The sequence below is a fragment of the Shimazuella sp. NTD250 genome, from assembly GCF_059510375.1.
Genome location: NZ_JCAJZS010000005.1, coordinates 1 through 17349, shown reverse-complemented (window position 1 = coordinate 17349; position 17349 = coordinate 1). Strand labels below are relative to the sequence as shown.

21 protein-coding genes are annotated in these 17349 nt (G+C 35.9%); 6 read left to right on the top strand and 15 right to left on the bottom strand.

Annotated elements, in window-relative coordinates; all coding sequences use genetic code 11:
- Positions 1-86: 86 nt before the first annotated feature.
- The 3 genes from AC5WOF_RS13435 to AC5WOF_RS13425 all read right to left on the bottom strand — a co-directional run bounded on the left by AC5WOF_RS13435 (position 87) and on the right by AC5WOF_RS13425 (position 2107).
- On the bottom strand, positions 87-413 hold the full coding sequence (locus AC5WOF_RS13435; RefSeq protein ID WP_496050732.1) for an ArsR/SmtB family transcription factor: 327 nt from the start codon (positions 411-413) through the stop codon (positions 87-89).
- On the bottom strand, positions 410-835 hold the full coding sequence (locus AC5WOF_RS13430) for an SRPBCC family protein (protein ID WP_496050458.1): 426 nt from the start codon (positions 833-835) through the stop codon (positions 410-412). Before AC5WOF_RS13430 ends, AC5WOF_RS13435 begins: the two co-directional genes overlap by 4 nt.
- An 87-nt stretch (positions 836-922) precedes the next feature.
- Positions 923-2107: an MFS transporter gene (locus tag AC5WOF_RS13425; protein WP_496050457.1), complete on the bottom strand. Its 1185-nt coding sequence runs from the start codon at positions 2105-2107 to the stop codon at positions 923-925.
- A 506-nt stretch (positions 2108-2613) separates the two neighbouring features.
- On the opposite strand from AC5WOF_RS13425, the gene AC5WOF_RS13420 reads away from it, so the two are divergent.
- On the top strand, positions 2614-2805 hold the full coding sequence (locus AC5WOF_RS13420) for a hypothetical protein (RefSeq protein ID WP_496050456.1): 192 nt from the start codon (positions 2614-2616) through the stop codon (positions 2803-2805).
- Positions 2806-2987: 182 nt separating this feature from the next.
- On the opposite strand, the gene AC5WOF_RS13415 is transcribed toward AC5WOF_RS13420, so the two are convergent.
- Positions 2988-3767: an SMI1/KNR4 family protein gene (locus AC5WOF_RS13415; protein ID WP_496050455.1), complete on the bottom strand. Its 780-nt coding sequence runs from the start codon at positions 3765-3767 to the stop codon at positions 2988-2990.
- A 351-nt stretch (positions 3768-4118) separates the two neighbouring features.
- Here AC5WOF_RS13415 and AC5WOF_RS13410 point away from each other — a divergent pair, with 351 nt between their 5' ends.
- Entirely contained in the window at positions 4119-5396 is a 1278-nt protein-coding gene (locus AC5WOF_RS13410; protein WP_496050454.1) for a helix-turn-helix domain-containing protein, read from the top strand.
- Between the two features lie 144 nt (positions 5397-5540).
- On the opposite strand, the gene AC5WOF_RS13405 is transcribed toward AC5WOF_RS13410, so the two are convergent.
- The 4 genes from AC5WOF_RS13405 to AC5WOF_RS13390 form a co-directional block, all read right to left on the bottom strand.
- Complete coding sequence (locus AC5WOF_RS13405) at positions 5541-5723, bottom strand: hypothetical protein (RefSeq protein ID WP_496050453.1); 183 nt, start codon at positions 5721-5723, stop codon at positions 5541-5543.
- A 106-nt stretch (positions 5724-5829) separates the two neighbouring features.
- A complete protein-coding gene (locus AC5WOF_RS13400; RefSeq protein ID WP_496050452.1) occupies positions 5830-6375 on the bottom strand; it encodes a flavodoxin family protein in 546 nt (181 codons plus the stop codon).
- Between the two features lie 278 nt (positions 6376-6653).
- Complete coding sequence (locus AC5WOF_RS13395; RefSeq protein WP_496050451.1) at positions 6654-7718, bottom strand: M42 family metallopeptidase; 1065 nt, start codon at positions 7716-7718, stop codon at positions 6654-6656.
- Positions 7711-8370: a YneB family resolvase-like protein gene (locus AC5WOF_RS13390; protein ID WP_496050450.1), complete on the bottom strand. Its 660-nt coding sequence runs from the start codon at positions 8368-8370 to the stop codon at positions 7711-7713. The genes AC5WOF_RS13395 and AC5WOF_RS13390 overlap by 8 nt, the downstream gene beginning before the upstream one ends.
- Before the next feature lie 58 nt (positions 8371-8428).
- Here AC5WOF_RS13390 and AC5WOF_RS13385 point away from each other — a divergent pair, with 58 nt between their 5' ends.
- The 3 genes from AC5WOF_RS13385 (at position 8429) to AC5WOF_RS13375 (ending at position 9661) form a co-directional block, all read left to right on the top strand.
- Positions 8429-8611 (top strand): DUF896 domain-containing protein, encoded by a 183-nt coding sequence (locus tag AC5WOF_RS13385; RefSeq protein WP_496050449.1) that lies wholly within the window; start codon positions 8429-8431, stop codon positions 8609-8611.
- Positions 8612-8688: 77 nt separating this feature from the next.
- Positions 8689-9018, top strand: a complete 330-nt coding sequence (locus AC5WOF_RS13380; RefSeq protein WP_496050448.1) for a transcriptional regulator — start codon at positions 8689-8691, stop codon at positions 9016-9018.
- Positions 9019-9091: 73 nt separating this feature from the next.
- A complete protein-coding gene (locus tag AC5WOF_RS13375) occupies positions 9092-9661 on the top strand; it encodes a GNAT family N-acetyltransferase (protein WP_496050447.1) in 570 nt (189 codons plus the stop codon).
- Between the two features lie 333 nt (positions 9662-9994).
- Here the strand turns inward: AC5WOF_RS13375 and AC5WOF_RS13370 are convergent, their stop codons facing one another.
- The 4 genes from AC5WOF_RS13370 to AC5WOF_RS13355 form a co-directional block, all read right to left on the bottom strand.
- Entirely contained in the window at positions 9995-11221 is a 1227-nt protein-coding gene (locus tag AC5WOF_RS13370; RefSeq protein ID WP_496050446.1) for an epoxide hydrolase family protein, read from the bottom strand.
- A gap of 229 nt (positions 11222-11450) precedes the next feature.
- On the bottom strand, positions 11451-13013 hold the full coding sequence (locus AC5WOF_RS13365; RefSeq protein WP_496050445.1) for a Vga family ABC-F type ribosomal protection protein: 1563 nt from the start codon (positions 13011-13013) through the stop codon (positions 11451-11453).
- A gap of 424 nt (positions 13014-13437) precedes the next feature.
- Positions 13438-14175: a formylglycine-generating enzyme family protein gene (locus AC5WOF_RS13360; protein ID WP_496050444.1), complete on the bottom strand. Its 738-nt coding sequence runs from the start codon at positions 14173-14175 to the stop codon at positions 13438-13440.
- Between the two features lie 114 nt (positions 14176-14289).
- A complete protein-coding gene (locus tag AC5WOF_RS13355) occupies positions 14290-14877 on the bottom strand; it encodes an NAD(P)H-dependent oxidoreductase (protein WP_496050443.1) in 588 nt (195 codons plus the stop codon).
- 117 nt (positions 14878-14994) lie between these two features.
- Here AC5WOF_RS13355 and AC5WOF_RS13350 point away from each other — a divergent pair, with 117 nt between their 5' ends.
- A complete protein-coding gene (locus tag AC5WOF_RS13350; protein WP_496050442.1) occupies positions 14995-15438 on the top strand; it encodes a MarR family winged helix-turn-helix transcriptional regulator in 444 nt (147 codons plus the stop codon).
- 159 nt (positions 15439-15597) lie between these two features.
- On the opposite strand, the gene AC5WOF_RS13345 is transcribed toward AC5WOF_RS13350, so the two are convergent.
- The 3 genes from AC5WOF_RS13345 to AC5WOF_RS13335 form a co-directional block, all read right to left on the bottom strand.
- On the bottom strand, positions 15598-16155 hold the full coding sequence (locus tag AC5WOF_RS13345) for a DUF1697 domain-containing protein (RefSeq protein ID WP_496050441.1): 558 nt from the start codon (positions 16153-16155) through the stop codon (positions 15598-15600).
- Positions 16156-16268: 113 nt separating this feature from the next.
- A complete protein-coding gene (locus AC5WOF_RS13340) occupies positions 16269-16433 on the bottom strand; it encodes a hypothetical protein (protein WP_496050440.1) in 165 nt (54 codons plus the stop codon).
- A gap of 227 nt (positions 16434-16660) precedes the next feature.
- Positions 16661-17158 carry a GNAT family N-acetyltransferase gene (locus AC5WOF_RS13335; protein ID WP_496050439.1) on the bottom strand — a complete coding sequence of 166 codons (498 nt, stop codon included), beginning with the start codon at positions 17156-17158 and terminating at the stop codon, positions 16661-16663.
- Positions 17159-17349: the final 191 nt, after the last annotated feature.

Below are 17349 nucleotides of genomic sequence, written 5' to 3'. Positions count from 1 at the left end.
AGCAAGATTTCGATAGAGTGGAGGAATAAATTTTGTTGTAAAAACTGTATATCCATAGGATTTCATATAAAAAAAGAAGACCAAAATCAGTCTTCTTTTTTCTCTACTATATATTTGAGCATATTTAATTTGTTATCCCAAAACTGATCAAAATAAGATAACCAATTCGTCAACTCCACCAATGGTTCAACATGTAACGTATATCTCTTTTCTCTTCCCTTTTTTTCGCCCTTAACCAATTGAGCTTCTGATAAGATAGTAAGGTGTTTCGAAACTGCTGTTCTACTCATGGGAAAATGCTTACTTATTTCTGCAATGGGCATTTCTTGTTTGGAGAGAATCTGCAAAAGTTTTCTTCTCGTGGGATCTGCAATTGCTTGAAAAACATCATACTTTGATGCTACTGACATTATTCTTCTACTACTTTACGAAGATTGGACTCAACGAGTGCATCCCAACCTTCACCCATCGTTTTACGGATAACGGAATGCTTTTGGTTAGCTTTTGGAACAATCTCATCTGCACCTTTCCATCCATCATGAGTTAAGGTGAATTCCGTCTTTCCTGATACCTCTTTTAATTCAAATGAAACCACCCATCCATCTTCATCCCAAGCAAAAGTTAGTTTGTTAGGTGGATCAATTTCTAAAACTCTACATGGTGATGGACCAAATGGGGATTGTAAATAAAATGTATGTCCTGCGATAGCTTGAAAATCATTTGGCATAAACCAAGAAGCTAGACCTTCAGCAGTAGATACTACATCCCAAACTTTTTCAATTGGTGCATCATATAAGACAGATTTTGTTATAGCAGGTAGTGTAGTTTTTGTCATGATTATCCTCCTAGAAATAAAACCATTTGGTTGCATATCGGATTATATAAAATCATTTGGTTTACAGTCAATAAAATACATTTGGTACTATTTACTACTGATTGATTCTGGTTTACTTTCTTTCCCCCATGTGAAAACCGTCAACACTGAGACAATGATTGCAATACTAAAAAGAATGAATATGTTAGAAACACTTGTATTTTCAGCTACTAAATAACCAATCAGCAAGGGACCTAAAACACCTCCAATTCGACCAAAAGATGCAGCCATTCCAGCACCTGTCGCTCGAATGTCATCTGGGTACTGTTCTGGTGTATATGCATATGTTGCACCCCATACCCCTAAATGGAAGTAAGATAAGAAAACTCCGGAAATAAGCAATGTATATTGTGTATCTGCGTTTCCAAAAAAATATGCACTAACTGCTGTACCAATTAAAAACGCAACTAATACTGGTTTTCTACCAATTTTTTCAATTAGCAAAGCAACTGTTAAATATCCTGGAAGCTGTGCTAGTGTCATGATCAAGACATACTGAAAACTTTTAATTAATGTGAAACCCTTTAATACCAATACACTTGGTAACCACAAAAACAATCCATAGTAAGAGAAAACGACACAAAACCACAATACCCATAACACTATTGTTTGTTTTCGATATGGATTCGCCCAAACTTTACGAATGCTTTCCCAAATACCTAGTCTTTTTGGTGAGGTGATAGTAGATTCATCAGTCAATTGACTCCGTAAGTAAAATACATAAAAAGCGGGCAGTGCAGTTAGAATCATTGCCACTTGCCACCCATATTTAGGAATCACAAAGTAAGAAATGACTGCTGCTACCAGCCAACCCACTGCCCAAAAGCTTTCCAGAAGTACTACCATTCTCCCTCTTTTTTCTAGCGATACTGATTCAGATACCAAGGTAGTTGCAACCGGTAGCTCTCCACCTAAGCCTAGTCCTATAAAAAAACGAAAAACCAAAAACGACCACAAAGTTGTGGTAAGTGCTGTTAATCCACTAGCTACAGAAAATAAAAGCAAGGTAATCATAAAAACTGCTTTTCGACCAATTCGATCCGCTAATAATCCAAAAACAAATGCTCCGATTGCCATTCCAATAGAATTAATACTACCAATCCAACCGATCTCATTGGCACTTAAACTCCATTCTGATTTTATTGCTGCGATGATAAAGGACAGTATACCAACATCCATCGAATCAAATAAAAAACCAAGTCCAGCTAACCACAGTAATTTTTTAGAGGACAACCCAACACCTCCCTACGAATGAACAAAACACTTTTCAAATGAAATATTTCCTTTTTTTGCTAAAATTAAACATCAAAAATCTACCGACTACCGAAATAAGGCAAAGGTTCTGAAGGACATGTACGTGTCATTTCGGACCAATGATCTTCAGGAACTAAGTCTGCCATTGCAATTAGTCGAGTTGATTTCTTCCTTCTTTCCCCTGTTTTGTGTTTCTCTTTTTATTCGACAAAAAAAGCCTATAGACCTTAGAGATCTATAGTGAAATCATTAGCTAAAAAACAAGCTATTTACTTTGATTGATTGGGTTTATTATTGGAATCGTAGGAACCATATTGCTGTCAATTGGCGGTTATCAAGATAGTAGTTATTGGTCAATCTTACCTGGTCTTATCATTTCAAGAATCGGTCAAGGGATCACTTGGACCTGTATGTGGATTGTTGCTTCAATGAGAGTTGCTTCCGCAATGGCTTGAACTGCTTTAAACATCGGAAATGCTGTAGGTATGGCTATCTTAATTGCGATTGCTAATATTGGGACTCAGGGAAAGGCTGGAGAAGCATTAATATCCGCTCTAGCCTCAGGAGGACGAACTACTTTTTACTTAACAGCAATAGGAATGCTAGTTGGATTAATCGTTTCTTTAACACTACCGCGTTCAAAAGCGAAGAAAATAAATCAAGAGTTAGCCAGTTAATAAATGAATGTAGCCTGTAATTGAATATAAAGCTTTCAACAGAGTAGGTTGGGATGTTGGTTGACAGGAGTGTGTTACCTGACATCCCTAGCTTCAGAAGGGTATACATTTGAGTGAAAAGTGAATAAATTGTTATGGGCCTGTTATTCTTTGTTACCTTCACATTTTTCAGACTACAAACATCAATCATTTGTTTTAGATACAAAAAATTGAAACCATTTCCTCCACTTTTCCGCAGTTTCCCCTTCCCCATCTATACCTTCATCTGTTAGGAAAGGACCATATTGCCAGCTTTCATTGCCAATGCAATAAAGCGAAGTTATTTGATCAATAAAGACATGAAAGGAATCTGAGAGATAAGTCACCTCTTCTGTTTCGTGATCCCAGTACACAACAGGTGGTTCCCCTTCTGTAAGCAAATCAAATGCAATAACATCTCCATTATCCACGGACATAAACTTTAATTTATTATGTAAGGAAGAACGATATTGTTTACTATTTTTCCAATTTTCCTCAGATTCCTTGGTGGATTTTTCATAATCATCTGGATTACCCGAACCAGTTACACGCCAGATTATTTCCATAGCTGATTGATATTCATTATAGTCATTTCCTCTGGCATCCATTTTTTCAGCACGAGATTCTAAATCCTCTAAATTAAAATCATCGATACCCCAGCGAATGGTTCCTGAACTTATACCTTCAAACTCTTCAGGAATCGTATCTTCTACCTCTTCATACATATTCCAATAAAGATCAACTCCCTTAGAAAAATGAAGAAGTGTATGTCGAAAAGTCGCAGGTAATGCATAGCCCAGCTGTTCTTCTATTTGTTCTACTTCCTTAACAGTTGCAGGATGTTGAATGGTAAGTGGATAAATATTCTCCTTCGGTAACACAGGAAGAATTTTCTCATGTGCAGAATTCCAGATTTCTACCCATTTCTTATATCTTTCCTGCATAGTGCACTCTCCTTCTACTTTCCCGAGTTATTATCTATTCACAAAAATATATTTAAACAGTCTATCTGTTTTTTACAGTACAATTCCTTTTAAGTATTTGTGTTCTAAAGTATAGTTATTAAAAATGTATGAACAGAAAATTTATAATCTTACTCCAAATTCTACCAAAATATCTGATATAATATGACGTGCCACCTACTTAATTGTCACTATATAATGTAAATGAAACAACTTCAATTATAAATGTATGATCAATTAGTAGAAAGATTCTTTTGTTAACTATCCTGCGAAAAATTAACTTTTACAATTTTAATGTGAAAATGATTAGATTTACATTAGTGAGGAATATTTATGGAAATATCGGATTACTTTATCGGTTATCTAGTACGCAAAACTAGACAGGAATTAGGATTAAACCTCAAAGATTTATCAGCAGTAGCTTCATCCAGTACGCTATCAAAGTTTGAACGGGGACAAAGCACGCTTGGAAAAGAAAAATTAGAACAGCTATTTTCCATTCTAAACATTCAAACTAAGGATATACCAAGCATGCTTAAAAAACTAAAGCAAGATCAAGCAACACAAGATCTTGTTTTTCATGGTATTGAATCCATGATTAGACAAAATGTCTATTCTTTAGCACGTTTCAAAGAAGCAGCTAACTATCTTCATTCTCAGACAACCATTATTTACCTAAAAGGAAAATATTATTTGCAACGAGGAAAATTAGAAAAGGCAAGTCAGCATTACAATGAAGTAATAAACGCTAAAGATCACGACTATATCGACATGCATTTAAATATCCTAGCTTCTGCTTATTTAGATTTAAGCTTGATCGCAGATAAAGAAAATAATTTTAACCTTGCACTGGAATATTCCGAAGAAGGAAAAAAAGCATTTCATCTAAATGGAAAAAGAAAATATGTAAAGGATGATTTAATATACAATAAAGCTCATTTCCTTCTTAAGCTTGGAAGAATAAAGGAATCGGGCTATACCCTTGATGAGATTTGGGAGAATAGATTCAGAATAGAAAATGTTTCAACCAAGACAAGAGTCTACAAGCTGATGGCAGTCCTGCTAAAGTATAGAGGTAGATATGATGAAGCAACAAATATACTAGAAGAAGCAATTGAAATAACTACTTCTAATTCTCTCGTTGACATTGGGTTTGAGTTGTGGGTTCAATTAGGTGATATTGCCTATGTAAGAGATCTATATGATTTCAGCGAAAAAGCCTACGAGATAGCATTGCTGTCTAAAAATAATCTAGAATCCAAAACCATCATTACAGAAGCACATATAAGCCTCGCTAGGCTTTATGCAAAAATTGGTTTGTACAAAAAAGCAGAGACGGAAATCCAAAGAGCAATAAACAATGCAGAACAACACAAAGATATGTACAAACTAACAAAAGCTTTGTTTTTACAAGGTAAAATACTTATCGAAAACAACTTAGAAAAAGCCATGCAGGTTTATCGCAGGACTTGGGAACTAACTAAGACCTATGACCTCAAGAGATTAGAACACAAAATCCTCTATCATTTAATCAAACATGAAAAAAATAAAGAAATCCAACAAGAACTTCTATTAAGAAGATTGGAATTAGAATTGCAAATGAACAACTGAATATTGGGATTAGGATAATAAGCATATCATTTTTTGCAACTAAGTATAATTTGAAGAAGTACTATCTAAGAAAGTTTAGAATGTACTTCTTCAGATACCTTTTCGGAAGAATATGCAAATCCTCCCAAATCCATAAGGCAGTTCTTACAATCTTGCAATTCGTAGTTCGATAGGATCTTCTTTGGGATTCCATTCTAGAGAATTTTTTGTTAATGCAAAGGAAAGATCATGATCAGGATCAGCAAAACCGACTGTGCCGTTGATACCATGGTATCCAAAGACGGATACTTGTTTGCTCATAACCGGATATGCTGAACTGCCAAGCAAATAACCTAATCCTCTTATTTTTTTCTCATGAATGGATATAAAAACAAATAAAGAAAATGAGTTTCCAAAATTGAAAGAGTAGCTTCACAGCTACTCTTTCAATTTTTCACAACATCTCTTGAATTTTTCTATTCCATGTAGCTGCATTCTCAAGTGCACGCCGGTCATTTTGAACTTCTTCTGGTTTTGTACCTTGCCCAATCAAATATCCAATCATAGACATGTTCATAAAATCAAAAATGTATTGAAATTGTTGAACCAAAGGTAACGCTTTGATATGTATGCGGTCTCCCCCAACAATTAATACAAATGCTTGCTTTTTAGCCATTTCTCCACGGAAATCCATTGTTTTATCACGCAAACTCTGTGACCAACGATCAACAAAATTTTTCATGAGACCAGACATTCCATACCAATAAAGAGGCGTTGCAAAAAGTAGGATATCCTGTTCTAAGACTTGTTTTAAAACTTGATCATACTCATCATCAACTGCATCGAATCCGTTTTCCTCATGTCTCTGATCAATAATGGGATTAATACGATGATCCCTCAAAAATAATGTGGAGTGAGGGATATCTTTTAATAACACTTCTGTCAAATACTCAGAGTTCCCTTTTTTTCGAGAACTACCGTTAATAACCAAGACTTTCATAATTGATCAACCTTTCTTCCTTTGCCTGTGCTTTCTTTTTCATTATAATAATAGGGAGTGAGAATAATTCAATAAAAGGAGTGGTGGGTAAATGCCGAATCATGGAGAGGTCGATCCCAACTACAAACCATTTAGCCCAAGAGAAATTAGAAAATATTGCTCGAATTGCAAACGTTGGCACGAAATCAATATTAATTACCAGCCTATAAACCAATGTCCTAAATGTCGGGTAATGATCTAAATAACTTTGCGTTCCTCCCAGAGAGGAACGGCTTTAACTAATATCGAAGAAATGAATCTATTGTGCTTTTATCTAACTTTTTTGCTATTGCCTTTGCAAATACTTCTGCTGCTTCTATGTCTTCTCGATCTACAATCGTTGCATGAGAATGAATATATCTACCACATATACCAATCGCAGCTGAAGGAACTCCTTCACCAGACAAATGAACTACTCCTGCGTCTGTTGCTCCTTTGGAAATAAAAAATTGGTAAGGAATTTGTTCAGATTCTGCAATATCGAGTAAAAAATCACGAACTTGCGGATGCGTAATCATGGATCGATCAAGGATACGAATCAATACACCCTTTCCAATTTCTCCAAATGCATCTGAAATTCCTGGTGTGTCCCCTGCTGGACCAACATCAACTGCGAAAAATACATCGGGTCTAATCAAATTCGCTGAAGTAACAGCCCCCCTTAGACCTGCTTCTTCTTGTACTGTTGCACCTGCATATAGTGTATTTGGTAATCTTGTGCCATTTAGAGCCCGCAATAATTCAATAATCAATCCGCAGCCAAAACGATTATCCCATGCTTTAGCAAGTATCCGTCTTCCTCCCAATAAAGGAGTATACGGACTAATTGGAACAATAGGATTACCTATAGAGACTCCCCACTCTTTTACCTCTTCATCAGAACGTGCTCCAATATCAATAAACATCGATTCCATATCTATCCCTTTTCCTTTTTTCTCTTCTGATAAGAGATGAGGTGGAACAGAACCTATTACCCCTGTAATGCATTTTCCAGATTGTGTCATAATCTCTACGCGTTGCGCCGGCAAAACAGTCGGACTCCAGCCTCCCAATGTTTGAAATCGAATAAATCCTTTTTTCGATATTTGAACAACCATGAAGCCTACTTCATCTAAATGACTAGCGAAAAGAACTTTTGGCTCTCGAGATAACCCTCTTTTTACTCCAAAAATACTTCCTAATCGATCTTGAATGATCTCATCTGAATACCGATTAAGATAATAACGCATATGATTTTGGACCTTTTGTTCAAAACTAGGAGGTCCAAATGCTTCTGTAAATGTCTGATAAATATTGTCATCCATTCTGTAATTCCTCCTGTTCAGCTAACCATTCTTTATATCTTCTATGTACAGTTGCCCTGGAAACTTCATAGCCAAAACCTTTTAATGTAGCGGAAATCTCTTCGTATGTAAGCTTTTTTTGCTTTAAAGCTACAATCTGTTCGATTGGAATCTCTTTTTTCTCTCTACCGCCTAGACCTTGATTTTTAAGGTTTTTAGCTGGATTATATCCTTTTTCCTTTACAGCTCGCTTCATTCCCCAACTAATTTTTTGATTCATCATTTTACGCTGCAACTCTTCTACTTTTGATATGATATGTAATACAGTAGATTCACCAGCATCAAGCGCTAATTCTCCTCCGTGAAGCTTGCAATATATTCGACAGCCTGCTCGATGTAATTGATGGATAACTGCAAGCTTTGCTTCTCCTCTACCCAGACGTGTATCGTCTTGTACTAGAATAGCATCTACTTTGCTCTTTTTCATTATCTCTAACATCTGATATAATCCTTCTCTATTCAAATCATATCCACTATGCTGCTCTTCAATAACTTGAAGAACATTCATCTTTAATTCTTGGGCCCAACTCTTAAGTTCCTCTTGTTGTCGAGCTAAGCTAGACTCTTGTGTATCTTTTTTGGTACTCACTCGGGTATAAATAATGGCATTCATTTTTTCGTTCCCTTCCTGCTGTACTTCTGTTACACTCTAACTGAAGGAGTGTATATTCGTGATAACACCTGAATTAATTGCACGTATTAATTACCTAGCAAACAAAAAAAAGGATATTGGCTTGTCTGAAGATGAAATACAAGAACAAAAAGAATTAAGAGAAATATATTTGCAAGGAATACGTGGTCAGATGCATGATCATCTATCCCGCATTAAATTTGTAGATGAAGATGAAAAATAAGGATAATTAATTATACCAAAGAACCGGTATTTTTTTCCGATTTGATCTGCAAACTAGTTTAAGGAGGTAGAATTGCGATGATGCCTTTTCAAGAGATGGCCAAATTAAATAAACTCATTCATGAGCCTGCCCGTTTAGCCATTATGAGTGCTTTGGAAGCTTGCTCCATGGCAGAGTTCTTATTTCTCCAAGAACTCACAGGCTTAACCAAAGGAAATCTATCTAGTCATCTCTCCAAATTGGAAAGAGCAGAGTACCTTCTCATCAATAAAAACTACATCCGAAAAAAAATCCCGCAAACCACTATTCAGATCACACATGAAGGTGAAGCGGCACTTCGAGCATATTGGGAACAACTTGATAGGATAAGAGAAGTAACGAAACAATGGCAAAAGACGTCATTTTAAACATGCTAGGACGTATCCATACACACAAAAAGCGAGCCGTTCTCACGGTTCGCTTTTTTAGAGGGAGAAAAATATGCAAAAAGTAGAGATTCGAAGACCACATTTGAATGATGTAAAAGAGTTACATTCATTTTTTGATGAAGTCATTCATGATACATTTACCAAAGAGGGATTATCTGATTGGGATGAGGATATCGCAACAGAGGTGCGAAGCAAACAACATCACTTACAATTGGATCTCTCTAGTAATGGAGAAATCTGTTATTTTTTAATTGCAATCGATCAAACCTCTAGTAAAATTGTCGGCACCGTCGAATGCGGCTCTCCTAACAACATAATCACAAAACACACAGATGAATCATGGGAAAAACTAATAGAAATCGCAACTGTATTCGTACACCCAAATTATCAGAGAAAAGGTATCGGCAGTACTCTTTTTCATTCGATGTTACTTACATTACTCAGTAGAGGAATCCAAGAATTTTGTTTGGATAGTGGATATTCACATGCACAGAAAATTTGGAAGAATAAATTTGGAACACCAAATATTGCGCTCAAGGACTTTTGGGGTCCAGGAAAGGATCATCTGATCTGGAGACGATCGCTAGATGAAACCCCCATCCTTTTCTCAACAAATAAATGAGTTCCATCGGTATCTTTACATATACTTTGTTAGATTTGAGGGGTAATAGCAGGAAATCAACAAATATTAATCAAATTTTTCGCAATTAAAAATCCGAATTAAACCCACACTTCACCCTTACTATCAAAACCTATTGTCCGTTCATCTGGTTACCATATCTCCGATCCTTTATAACAATAGTCTAAATTCATGGTAAACTATCCTATAGAAGGGCTTTATTATAGTCTCATAATCTCTCGAAAACCCGAACATCATGAAAGGACATGGCAACATGGAGTCTGGTTTTTTTTCCACTAAAGTTGTCTGTTGATTAGTTAAAACTGACACTAGGACTCACCGACGTCCACGAAAAGTTCGTCGTAAGTCCTCAACCCACTTATCTGGAATTTTCCAAGGGATAAAGTGTCCACCATGTTCGTGAGTTGTAATGTTGACATGGTTATACCAGGGAGCACGATCGCTGTCGAGAAAATTCTGTACGCGATTTTCAGTCGTGATACCAGGCGGATTTTCATAACCCACGAAAGTTATACCAGTGGGTGCCTCAATAACAGGCCAGCGATTATGAGCAGGTGTCCATGGATAGCGATTATTATTCGCATAGACTCGTATGGACGTTTCAATGGTATTGTTTACCCAAAAGATGCTTGCATGGGTGAGGATGTCGTCCTTCGAAAAAACATTCTCAACGTTTCCGTTATTATTACTCCATTTGATCCATCTCTCCAAAATCCATGCAAGCATTCCAACTGGGGAGTCACTCAATCCATAGGCAAGTGTGCTAGGATCAAGAACATGTACGGCTAGATGGGATGCAAATTTACGATCAAGCTCCAAAATCTTCTCTTTCATTTTTTGAGAAATGTTGTCCGGAAGGATACGGCCTCTAGCAAAATTCCATCCATCATCCTCATTAAAAAAATTCAATTTAAGGGCAGATCCGATGTGTATTGCGTAGAGACTATCACTATATTTGTGTCCCAGTTGCCCCGTTACAAGCGCTCCTACATCACATCCTCCTGCTGCATATTTATCATAACCAAGAATATCAGTCATAAGGGTATGCCAGAGATCGGCGATTTTCCAAAAGTTCATGTCTGGGTTGCTAGGAAGTGGCGACGAAAATCCGTAGCCAGGAAGTGAGGGAACAATCACGTCAAATGCTTCAGCTGGATCACTTCCAAATGCACCAGGGTTCGCAAGTGGATCAATGACTTTGGACCAATGCCAAAAAGTCCATGGCCAACCATGGGATAAAATCAATGGTACGGGATTGGGACCCGTGCCTGGTTTACGCATAAAGTGCACAGGAACTCCGTTCACATTTACTTTATAGTGCTCGTAAGCATTGATCGCACTTTCGGATTTCCGCCAATCAAACTGATTTATCCAATAGTCTACTAATTCCTCTAGATAATTCCTATTAACGCCATAAAACCAGTCATCATTACCAGTATCAAGCGGCCATCTGGTATACTTTAAACGTTTTTGAAGATCAGATAGTAACTCATCCGATACATAGATTGGACTAGGTTCAAGAGCAAAAGAAGCTTTTGCCACTAAAATTCCTCCTTAGACAATTAAATTTGTTAATAGGAATGTTTGTCTGTTATCCCAAATGAACAACCTTAATTATGAATCTTTTCGTTCAACGTTGGTAATTCGAATACCAGATGAGGGCGAAGTACTTTCTGTAAAAAGAGTTTCACTTCATTTCTATTTTTTCAAGGCTTCTGCATCTGTTATCTTCTTTTGTTTCCAGCCAAATCGAAAGTACGATTAATTCTCGTCATTTCCTCAAATTTCGTTTTTCTTGGAGAAGCAGTTGGAATTCTTTTTCTAATTCTGCGGAGGGTTCCATACTTAATCTACTCAAAACTTCTGTGATTTTTGTTTCGAGTAAAAGCTTTTGATCTTCATCGTTATGTTGGTTTTTAGATTGCGATTGTTCCTTGTACTGTTTATAACTACCATCGAACAAAGTGATGCTTTTATATTCAATCGCTAATATTCTAGTCGCAAGATTTTCGATAAAACGACGATCATGCGAAACAAAAATCACACTACCATTGTATTCTTTTAACAATGATTCTAAAGCACTAGTAGCTTCGATATCCAGAAAATTTGTAGGTTCATCTAAAACAAGTGTGTTGATAGGACTTAAAAATAATTTTGCTAATGCTACCTTAACACTTTCTCCACCACTCAATACTTCTACCGTCTTATGTACATCATTTCGATAGAAATGCAGTCGCGCGAGTACAGTTCGAATAAAGGACTCATCTCGATGTGAAGTGGAGCTGACGTTCTCGAGAATAGACTGATGTTTGTCTACAATATTTAAATTCTGACTAAAATATCCGATTTTGACAGATGGAGATAGGAATATGCCTTCCTCTTGATGAATCATCTTTTTTACAAGTGTTGTTTTTCCTGTTCCGTTCGCCCCAATGATTGCAAGTTTTTCTCCCCCACGAATATGGAAATTTGTTTTCTCCCAAAGGAGTCGACCAGAAACACGACCGATCACATCCTCTACACGAATAATGACACGATCACGAAATACATCTTCATTTGGTATATCCATTCTTAATGGGATATCTTTTTTTGGTTTTTCTACTTTTTCCAACTTTTCGAGGCGAGTTTCTATTGCACTGGCAGTCTTTTGCAATTTCTTTTGTTTTTTTGCAAAATATGGTTTTGTTTTTTTTGCTTCTATAGAACTTACTTTTTTGGGAGCTTTTGTTGCTCTTTCCGCTCTTTGCTCCTTTGATTTTAATGCTTCTTCTAGCTGTTTTTTCTTTGTTTCGTATTTTTCATATGCCAATTGCTTTTGTTGAATCTCCAGTTTCTTTTGATCTTCATAGTTACGGAAGTTTCCTTTATATACTTTTACCTGTTTATCATTCACTTCCCATATTATCGTGCAGATATTATCCAAAAATGCACGATCATGCGAAACTACGACAAAGGCACCTTTCCATTGCATTAATTTTTTCTCCAGCCATTCGATGTGTACGGTGTCTAAGTTTGTAGTTGGTTCATCCGCCAATAAAATTTCTGGAGCCTTACTAATTGCTTTATTGATATATTCTTGAGTAACTTCGCCACCACTCTTTATAGTAGCTGTATTTTTAAATTGTGGTAAAAGATCACACTGCGCTTGTGTATTCACTTTTCCTTCTTCAGGATCTATTTTTTGGGCTAATATATTTAATAATGTAGTCTTTCCACTCCCATTTGAACCTACTAGCCCAATTCTATCCTTTGTACGAATCTGTAAATATTCTACCTCAAATAATAAACGATCTTTTATATAATGTTTCAGTTGAATTGCTTCCATCAATAACATACCATCATTCCCATTCCCTTAATTTGAGGGACAAAAAAAGCCCCTATTCCATTTCAGAATAGGAGGCATAATAGAAAAACACCAAATAACAGCAATTTTTGGGTTCAACTATAGAATACCAATCCTATTCTGAAAACATGATTGAAGGAATTCAGCCAAAAAAACTGCTAGTTAAACCTTCAATTAATTGCTTTCGAAATAGGATTAGTTAATCATTTAGTCGGTTCACCCTTCCGTTCAAAATAATGTATTTACTCTATATCATAAACAATAGTTTGTCAATTATTACTACTTGGGGTAGTTAATTATGATGATAGAGCAATTAACTTAATTGTTGAGGATTTCGCCCTACAAAGAGAGACTAGGAAAAATAGAGTGTAGTTCATTAAAAGTATCAGTTCCGTTGGAAGCATGTATTTGGCTTTCAAGATCTAGCAATTCTAAATCCAATATCATCGGTATAAAAATCAGGCATACTCTTTCGACGACAAGTGGCTCCACAACCTCGCTCTTCTTCAGCCCAACTCCCTCCTCGAATGATCCGATAATTACCAAAAGTCTCTAGGTCATATAAATCCCAACACCATTCCCAAACATTCCCGATCATATCGTTCAGGCCCCATTCATTAGGCATTTTCTCGCCTACTTCATGGCGTCTTTCACTCGAATTACCTTTATACCAAGCTATTTCATCTATATCACCATATCGATATCCTTTTGAATTTGCTTTACATGCATATTGCCATTCAGCATCTGTCGGTAAACGGAAACCGTTCGCACCACTATTACAAATAATCTCATTGCTTTTATTGTCAGAATCATAAAACTTATCATAACCCAAAGCATCAGAGAGTAAATTACAAAAACTCACTGCATCGTACCACGAAACACGAACAACTGGTTTCCGAACTTCTGCATTTTTGATTAACTCTTTTCCCATAATTGCTGCATAAAGTTCTTCCGTTACTGTATATTTGGCAAGATAGAATGGCTCTATCGCTACATCCCATATAACTTCTTTTAAATTTTTCCGAATACCAGGCATTGCAAATTTATAATTGGAACTAATCCACTTTTGCTCGTTTCGATAATCTCGTAAACGTGTTTCTCCTTTGGGGATATATACCATCATATCTTTTACGTAATCATTTATATTAAGCATTGATTTTTCCTTTGAAAATGGATTCTAGTTTTGCTTTGGACTAAAATATGATAAGAATTCTTACACTCTAGTAATCTTCGGTTATTAATGATTAAAGTTACATCGGTGTGATTTTTAACAGGCAGTTGTCTTAAAATAATGGTGTATTTTATTTAATTTTTCTTTTTGTTTTCCTTTTGGACTCTCCATATTTCCGAATTCAAAAAACTTGACTTTTTTTATACCAACAAAACGAAACAAAGCTTTCTTCATCAACACTTTATGTGCATTATTTAGCCAAAACAAAGGATAGTATGTTGGTCCTAACATAGTAGAAATACATACAACAGACTTTCCTTTTAATAGTCCTTCCGGGAGAAGCCCTCCTTTATCTTTATAAGCAAAATTCGAAGCAAACATCTGATCTATGTATCCTAAAAGCATAGCTGGAGGCCTTCCCCACCAAATCGGGTATATGAATACAATTTTTTCGGCCCAAATTATTTGTTCCCGATACTTTTCTAGTTGCGGATCTTTATGCATATCCCTTCGCCTTTTTTTCTCATTAAAAATCAAAACGGGATTAAACTTTTCCTCATACAAATCCAGCACTTTTATTTCTGTTATATTCGGATTTTCACTGCTTCCTTGGATGACTTTTTGCAAAAATGAATAACAAAGACTTTGGTGATTAGGGTGAGTAAATATCACTAGTGTTTTCATTTCTTCACCTCATTACTTGTCATTTGATAAATAAATCGTAGCATCTCCACATTTAGTTGTCAAATGATAATTGTCTTTTGATAATCACTCTGCTATTCTGTGGAGTGAGGTGAAACGATGGATAAAAAATTATTTACTTATAGATTTGTGGATTTTTTAATATCTGTTCATCAAGTAACCGATGAAATCACAAAAGATGTTAAGCCTGACGAGCTCACCCCTGTTCAATTCAAAATGCTCGAATATATAGCAGCTAGCTCTCCCGTAACGCTTAGTCAACTTAGTGATTGCCTTCAGATGTCTATGCCAAATACAAGTCGTGAATTAAAAAAAATAGAGGAAAAAAAATTATGCAAAAAAACATCTGTATCAGAAGATCGACGAAAACAATATATCTGTCTGTCTCAAAAAGGGGAAGTGCTCATGGAGGAAGTCTTCCAAAAAGTGGAATCTAAGTTATTAAATCGCTTAAAAGGCGCCTCCCAAAAAGATTTGGATGAAATTGATCAAGCTTTAAGTTTGCTTTACAACAAAGTATTTTATTCAAACAAAGCTCAATAATGCTGAACGCAGTAAAGTATTAAACTCCCTATGGTAGTGTTTTTCCTTATTAACACACAAACGTTAATAGAATAGACTTGATCAATCACAAATCTATAAATCTTGTTAATGAACCGTATCGACAACTTAAGTAGAAATACGCTTTTCCTATAGCGTATTTCATTGTTCTCCTTCGAGCTCTTTAGCTAGCATTAGTTCATAAATTTTGCGAGTTGTATTTACATTCCTTACTGTCATTCTCTTATATAACTTGGTTCCAATGATTTTGCTCATACCACTTTTGGTAACATTCTTTTTGTCAATGGACCATAGAATTGCTCCTAGAACATATATGACGGTATCAATTTTAGGTTTGATAGTCAGGTGTTTTATCACAGATTCATCATCCATATCTTCCCATAAAAACAGTACATCACTTTTCATCAGTTGGTCGTTCTTCCAAGAGTCCGGAAGAGCTTGCATGATTCTTTTCATATCATCTAAATGGAGAACCAAAACTTTGATAGATAGACCAAAGTTTGTATGTATGGCTTCCTCTAAAATGTGTGTTATTTTGGTTTTTGATACCTCTTCTGCTGTGAAAATAATGTTACCAGAATTGATATAAGTTAAAACAGAGGTCATACCCACTTCTTCAAAAGCTTTCTTAAGCATTTTCATATCAATTTTATTTTTCCCACCAACATTAATCCCTCGAAGCAGCGCTACATACACCATACTTAAAACACCTCGACTTTTTTCCTTACTTCTCTTCTAGAATACGATAAATAGTAAGGATAGCTGTCTAAAGATTGAATCAAGACACGATTAGAAGATCGTGTCTTGATAGTTTATTTATCCCATGGATTCTTTCGTGGTGGTTCTAAACCTTTGTCAGGCTTAGCTTCTAGATACTGTCGTGGAACACCATCGTAATCTCCTTTTGGTCCTTTTGCCCAATTTGATTTCGGATTAGAAGGTTTAATATCTTCTTTTGCTTTAAACCAATCTGACATAATTACTCCTCCTGTGCACTTTCAATGAAATTTTATTGCATTCTTACTATTCTTTCTAGAGAAAGAAAGTCCTGTGCTTCTCCTTCATTCAGATCGGAAAATTTATAACTGGAAGATATGGTTTACCTCAATTAATACCAATTATAATAGAACGTTATCAGAAGTTAGTTTGGCATACCGTACAAATACCCCATTAATAAAATAATGAAAATTTTGTATAAGTGCTTCTACCTTTTTAAGGTTACTTCGTCGACAAGCTTAAGTTCCATTTTAACAAGATCTATGTTCGGTGCGAATCCGTCTTGGTCGATCTCCTTCACAGTAAACCCAAATCGTTCGAAAAATCCGCAGCTATGTTGCGATGTCTCAATCATCACAACAGAAAATTGTTGCTCTGCTACAATTCGCCTCAAACGATCAACAAGAAGTTGTCGGCCGAGTCCACCGTGGTGAAGCTCCTGATGAACCATTCCCCAACAAAGTATAGCAATAGTTCGATCTTTTCTATCAACTGCATAACCACCACAAGCGACAATTTTACCTTTCCTATTTTCCATAACAAAATACGGGAATTTCAAATCATTAAGAAATGCTACAAAATCTTTACGTTCCATAGAAGCAAAATATGTAGGCACATTACTGTCGAATAGCGAAAGGCAAGCTGCCATATCTTTATCCTGATAACATCGTATGGCATATTGCTCTCTTTTTTTCGAAGAGCTCATATTTATACATCTCCTAATCTCTTTTTATTGCTCCTAATTCGGAGGTTAAAACAAACGAATACTTGGACAATGATATTTGAAAATCAAAAAAACTAAATAACCTAGAATGATACCCTAATATACCACTATGCCCATATCATAACCGGTAAAAAGGCTTTTCTTCTGTTCATTTCATGATTTCACGCCTTATT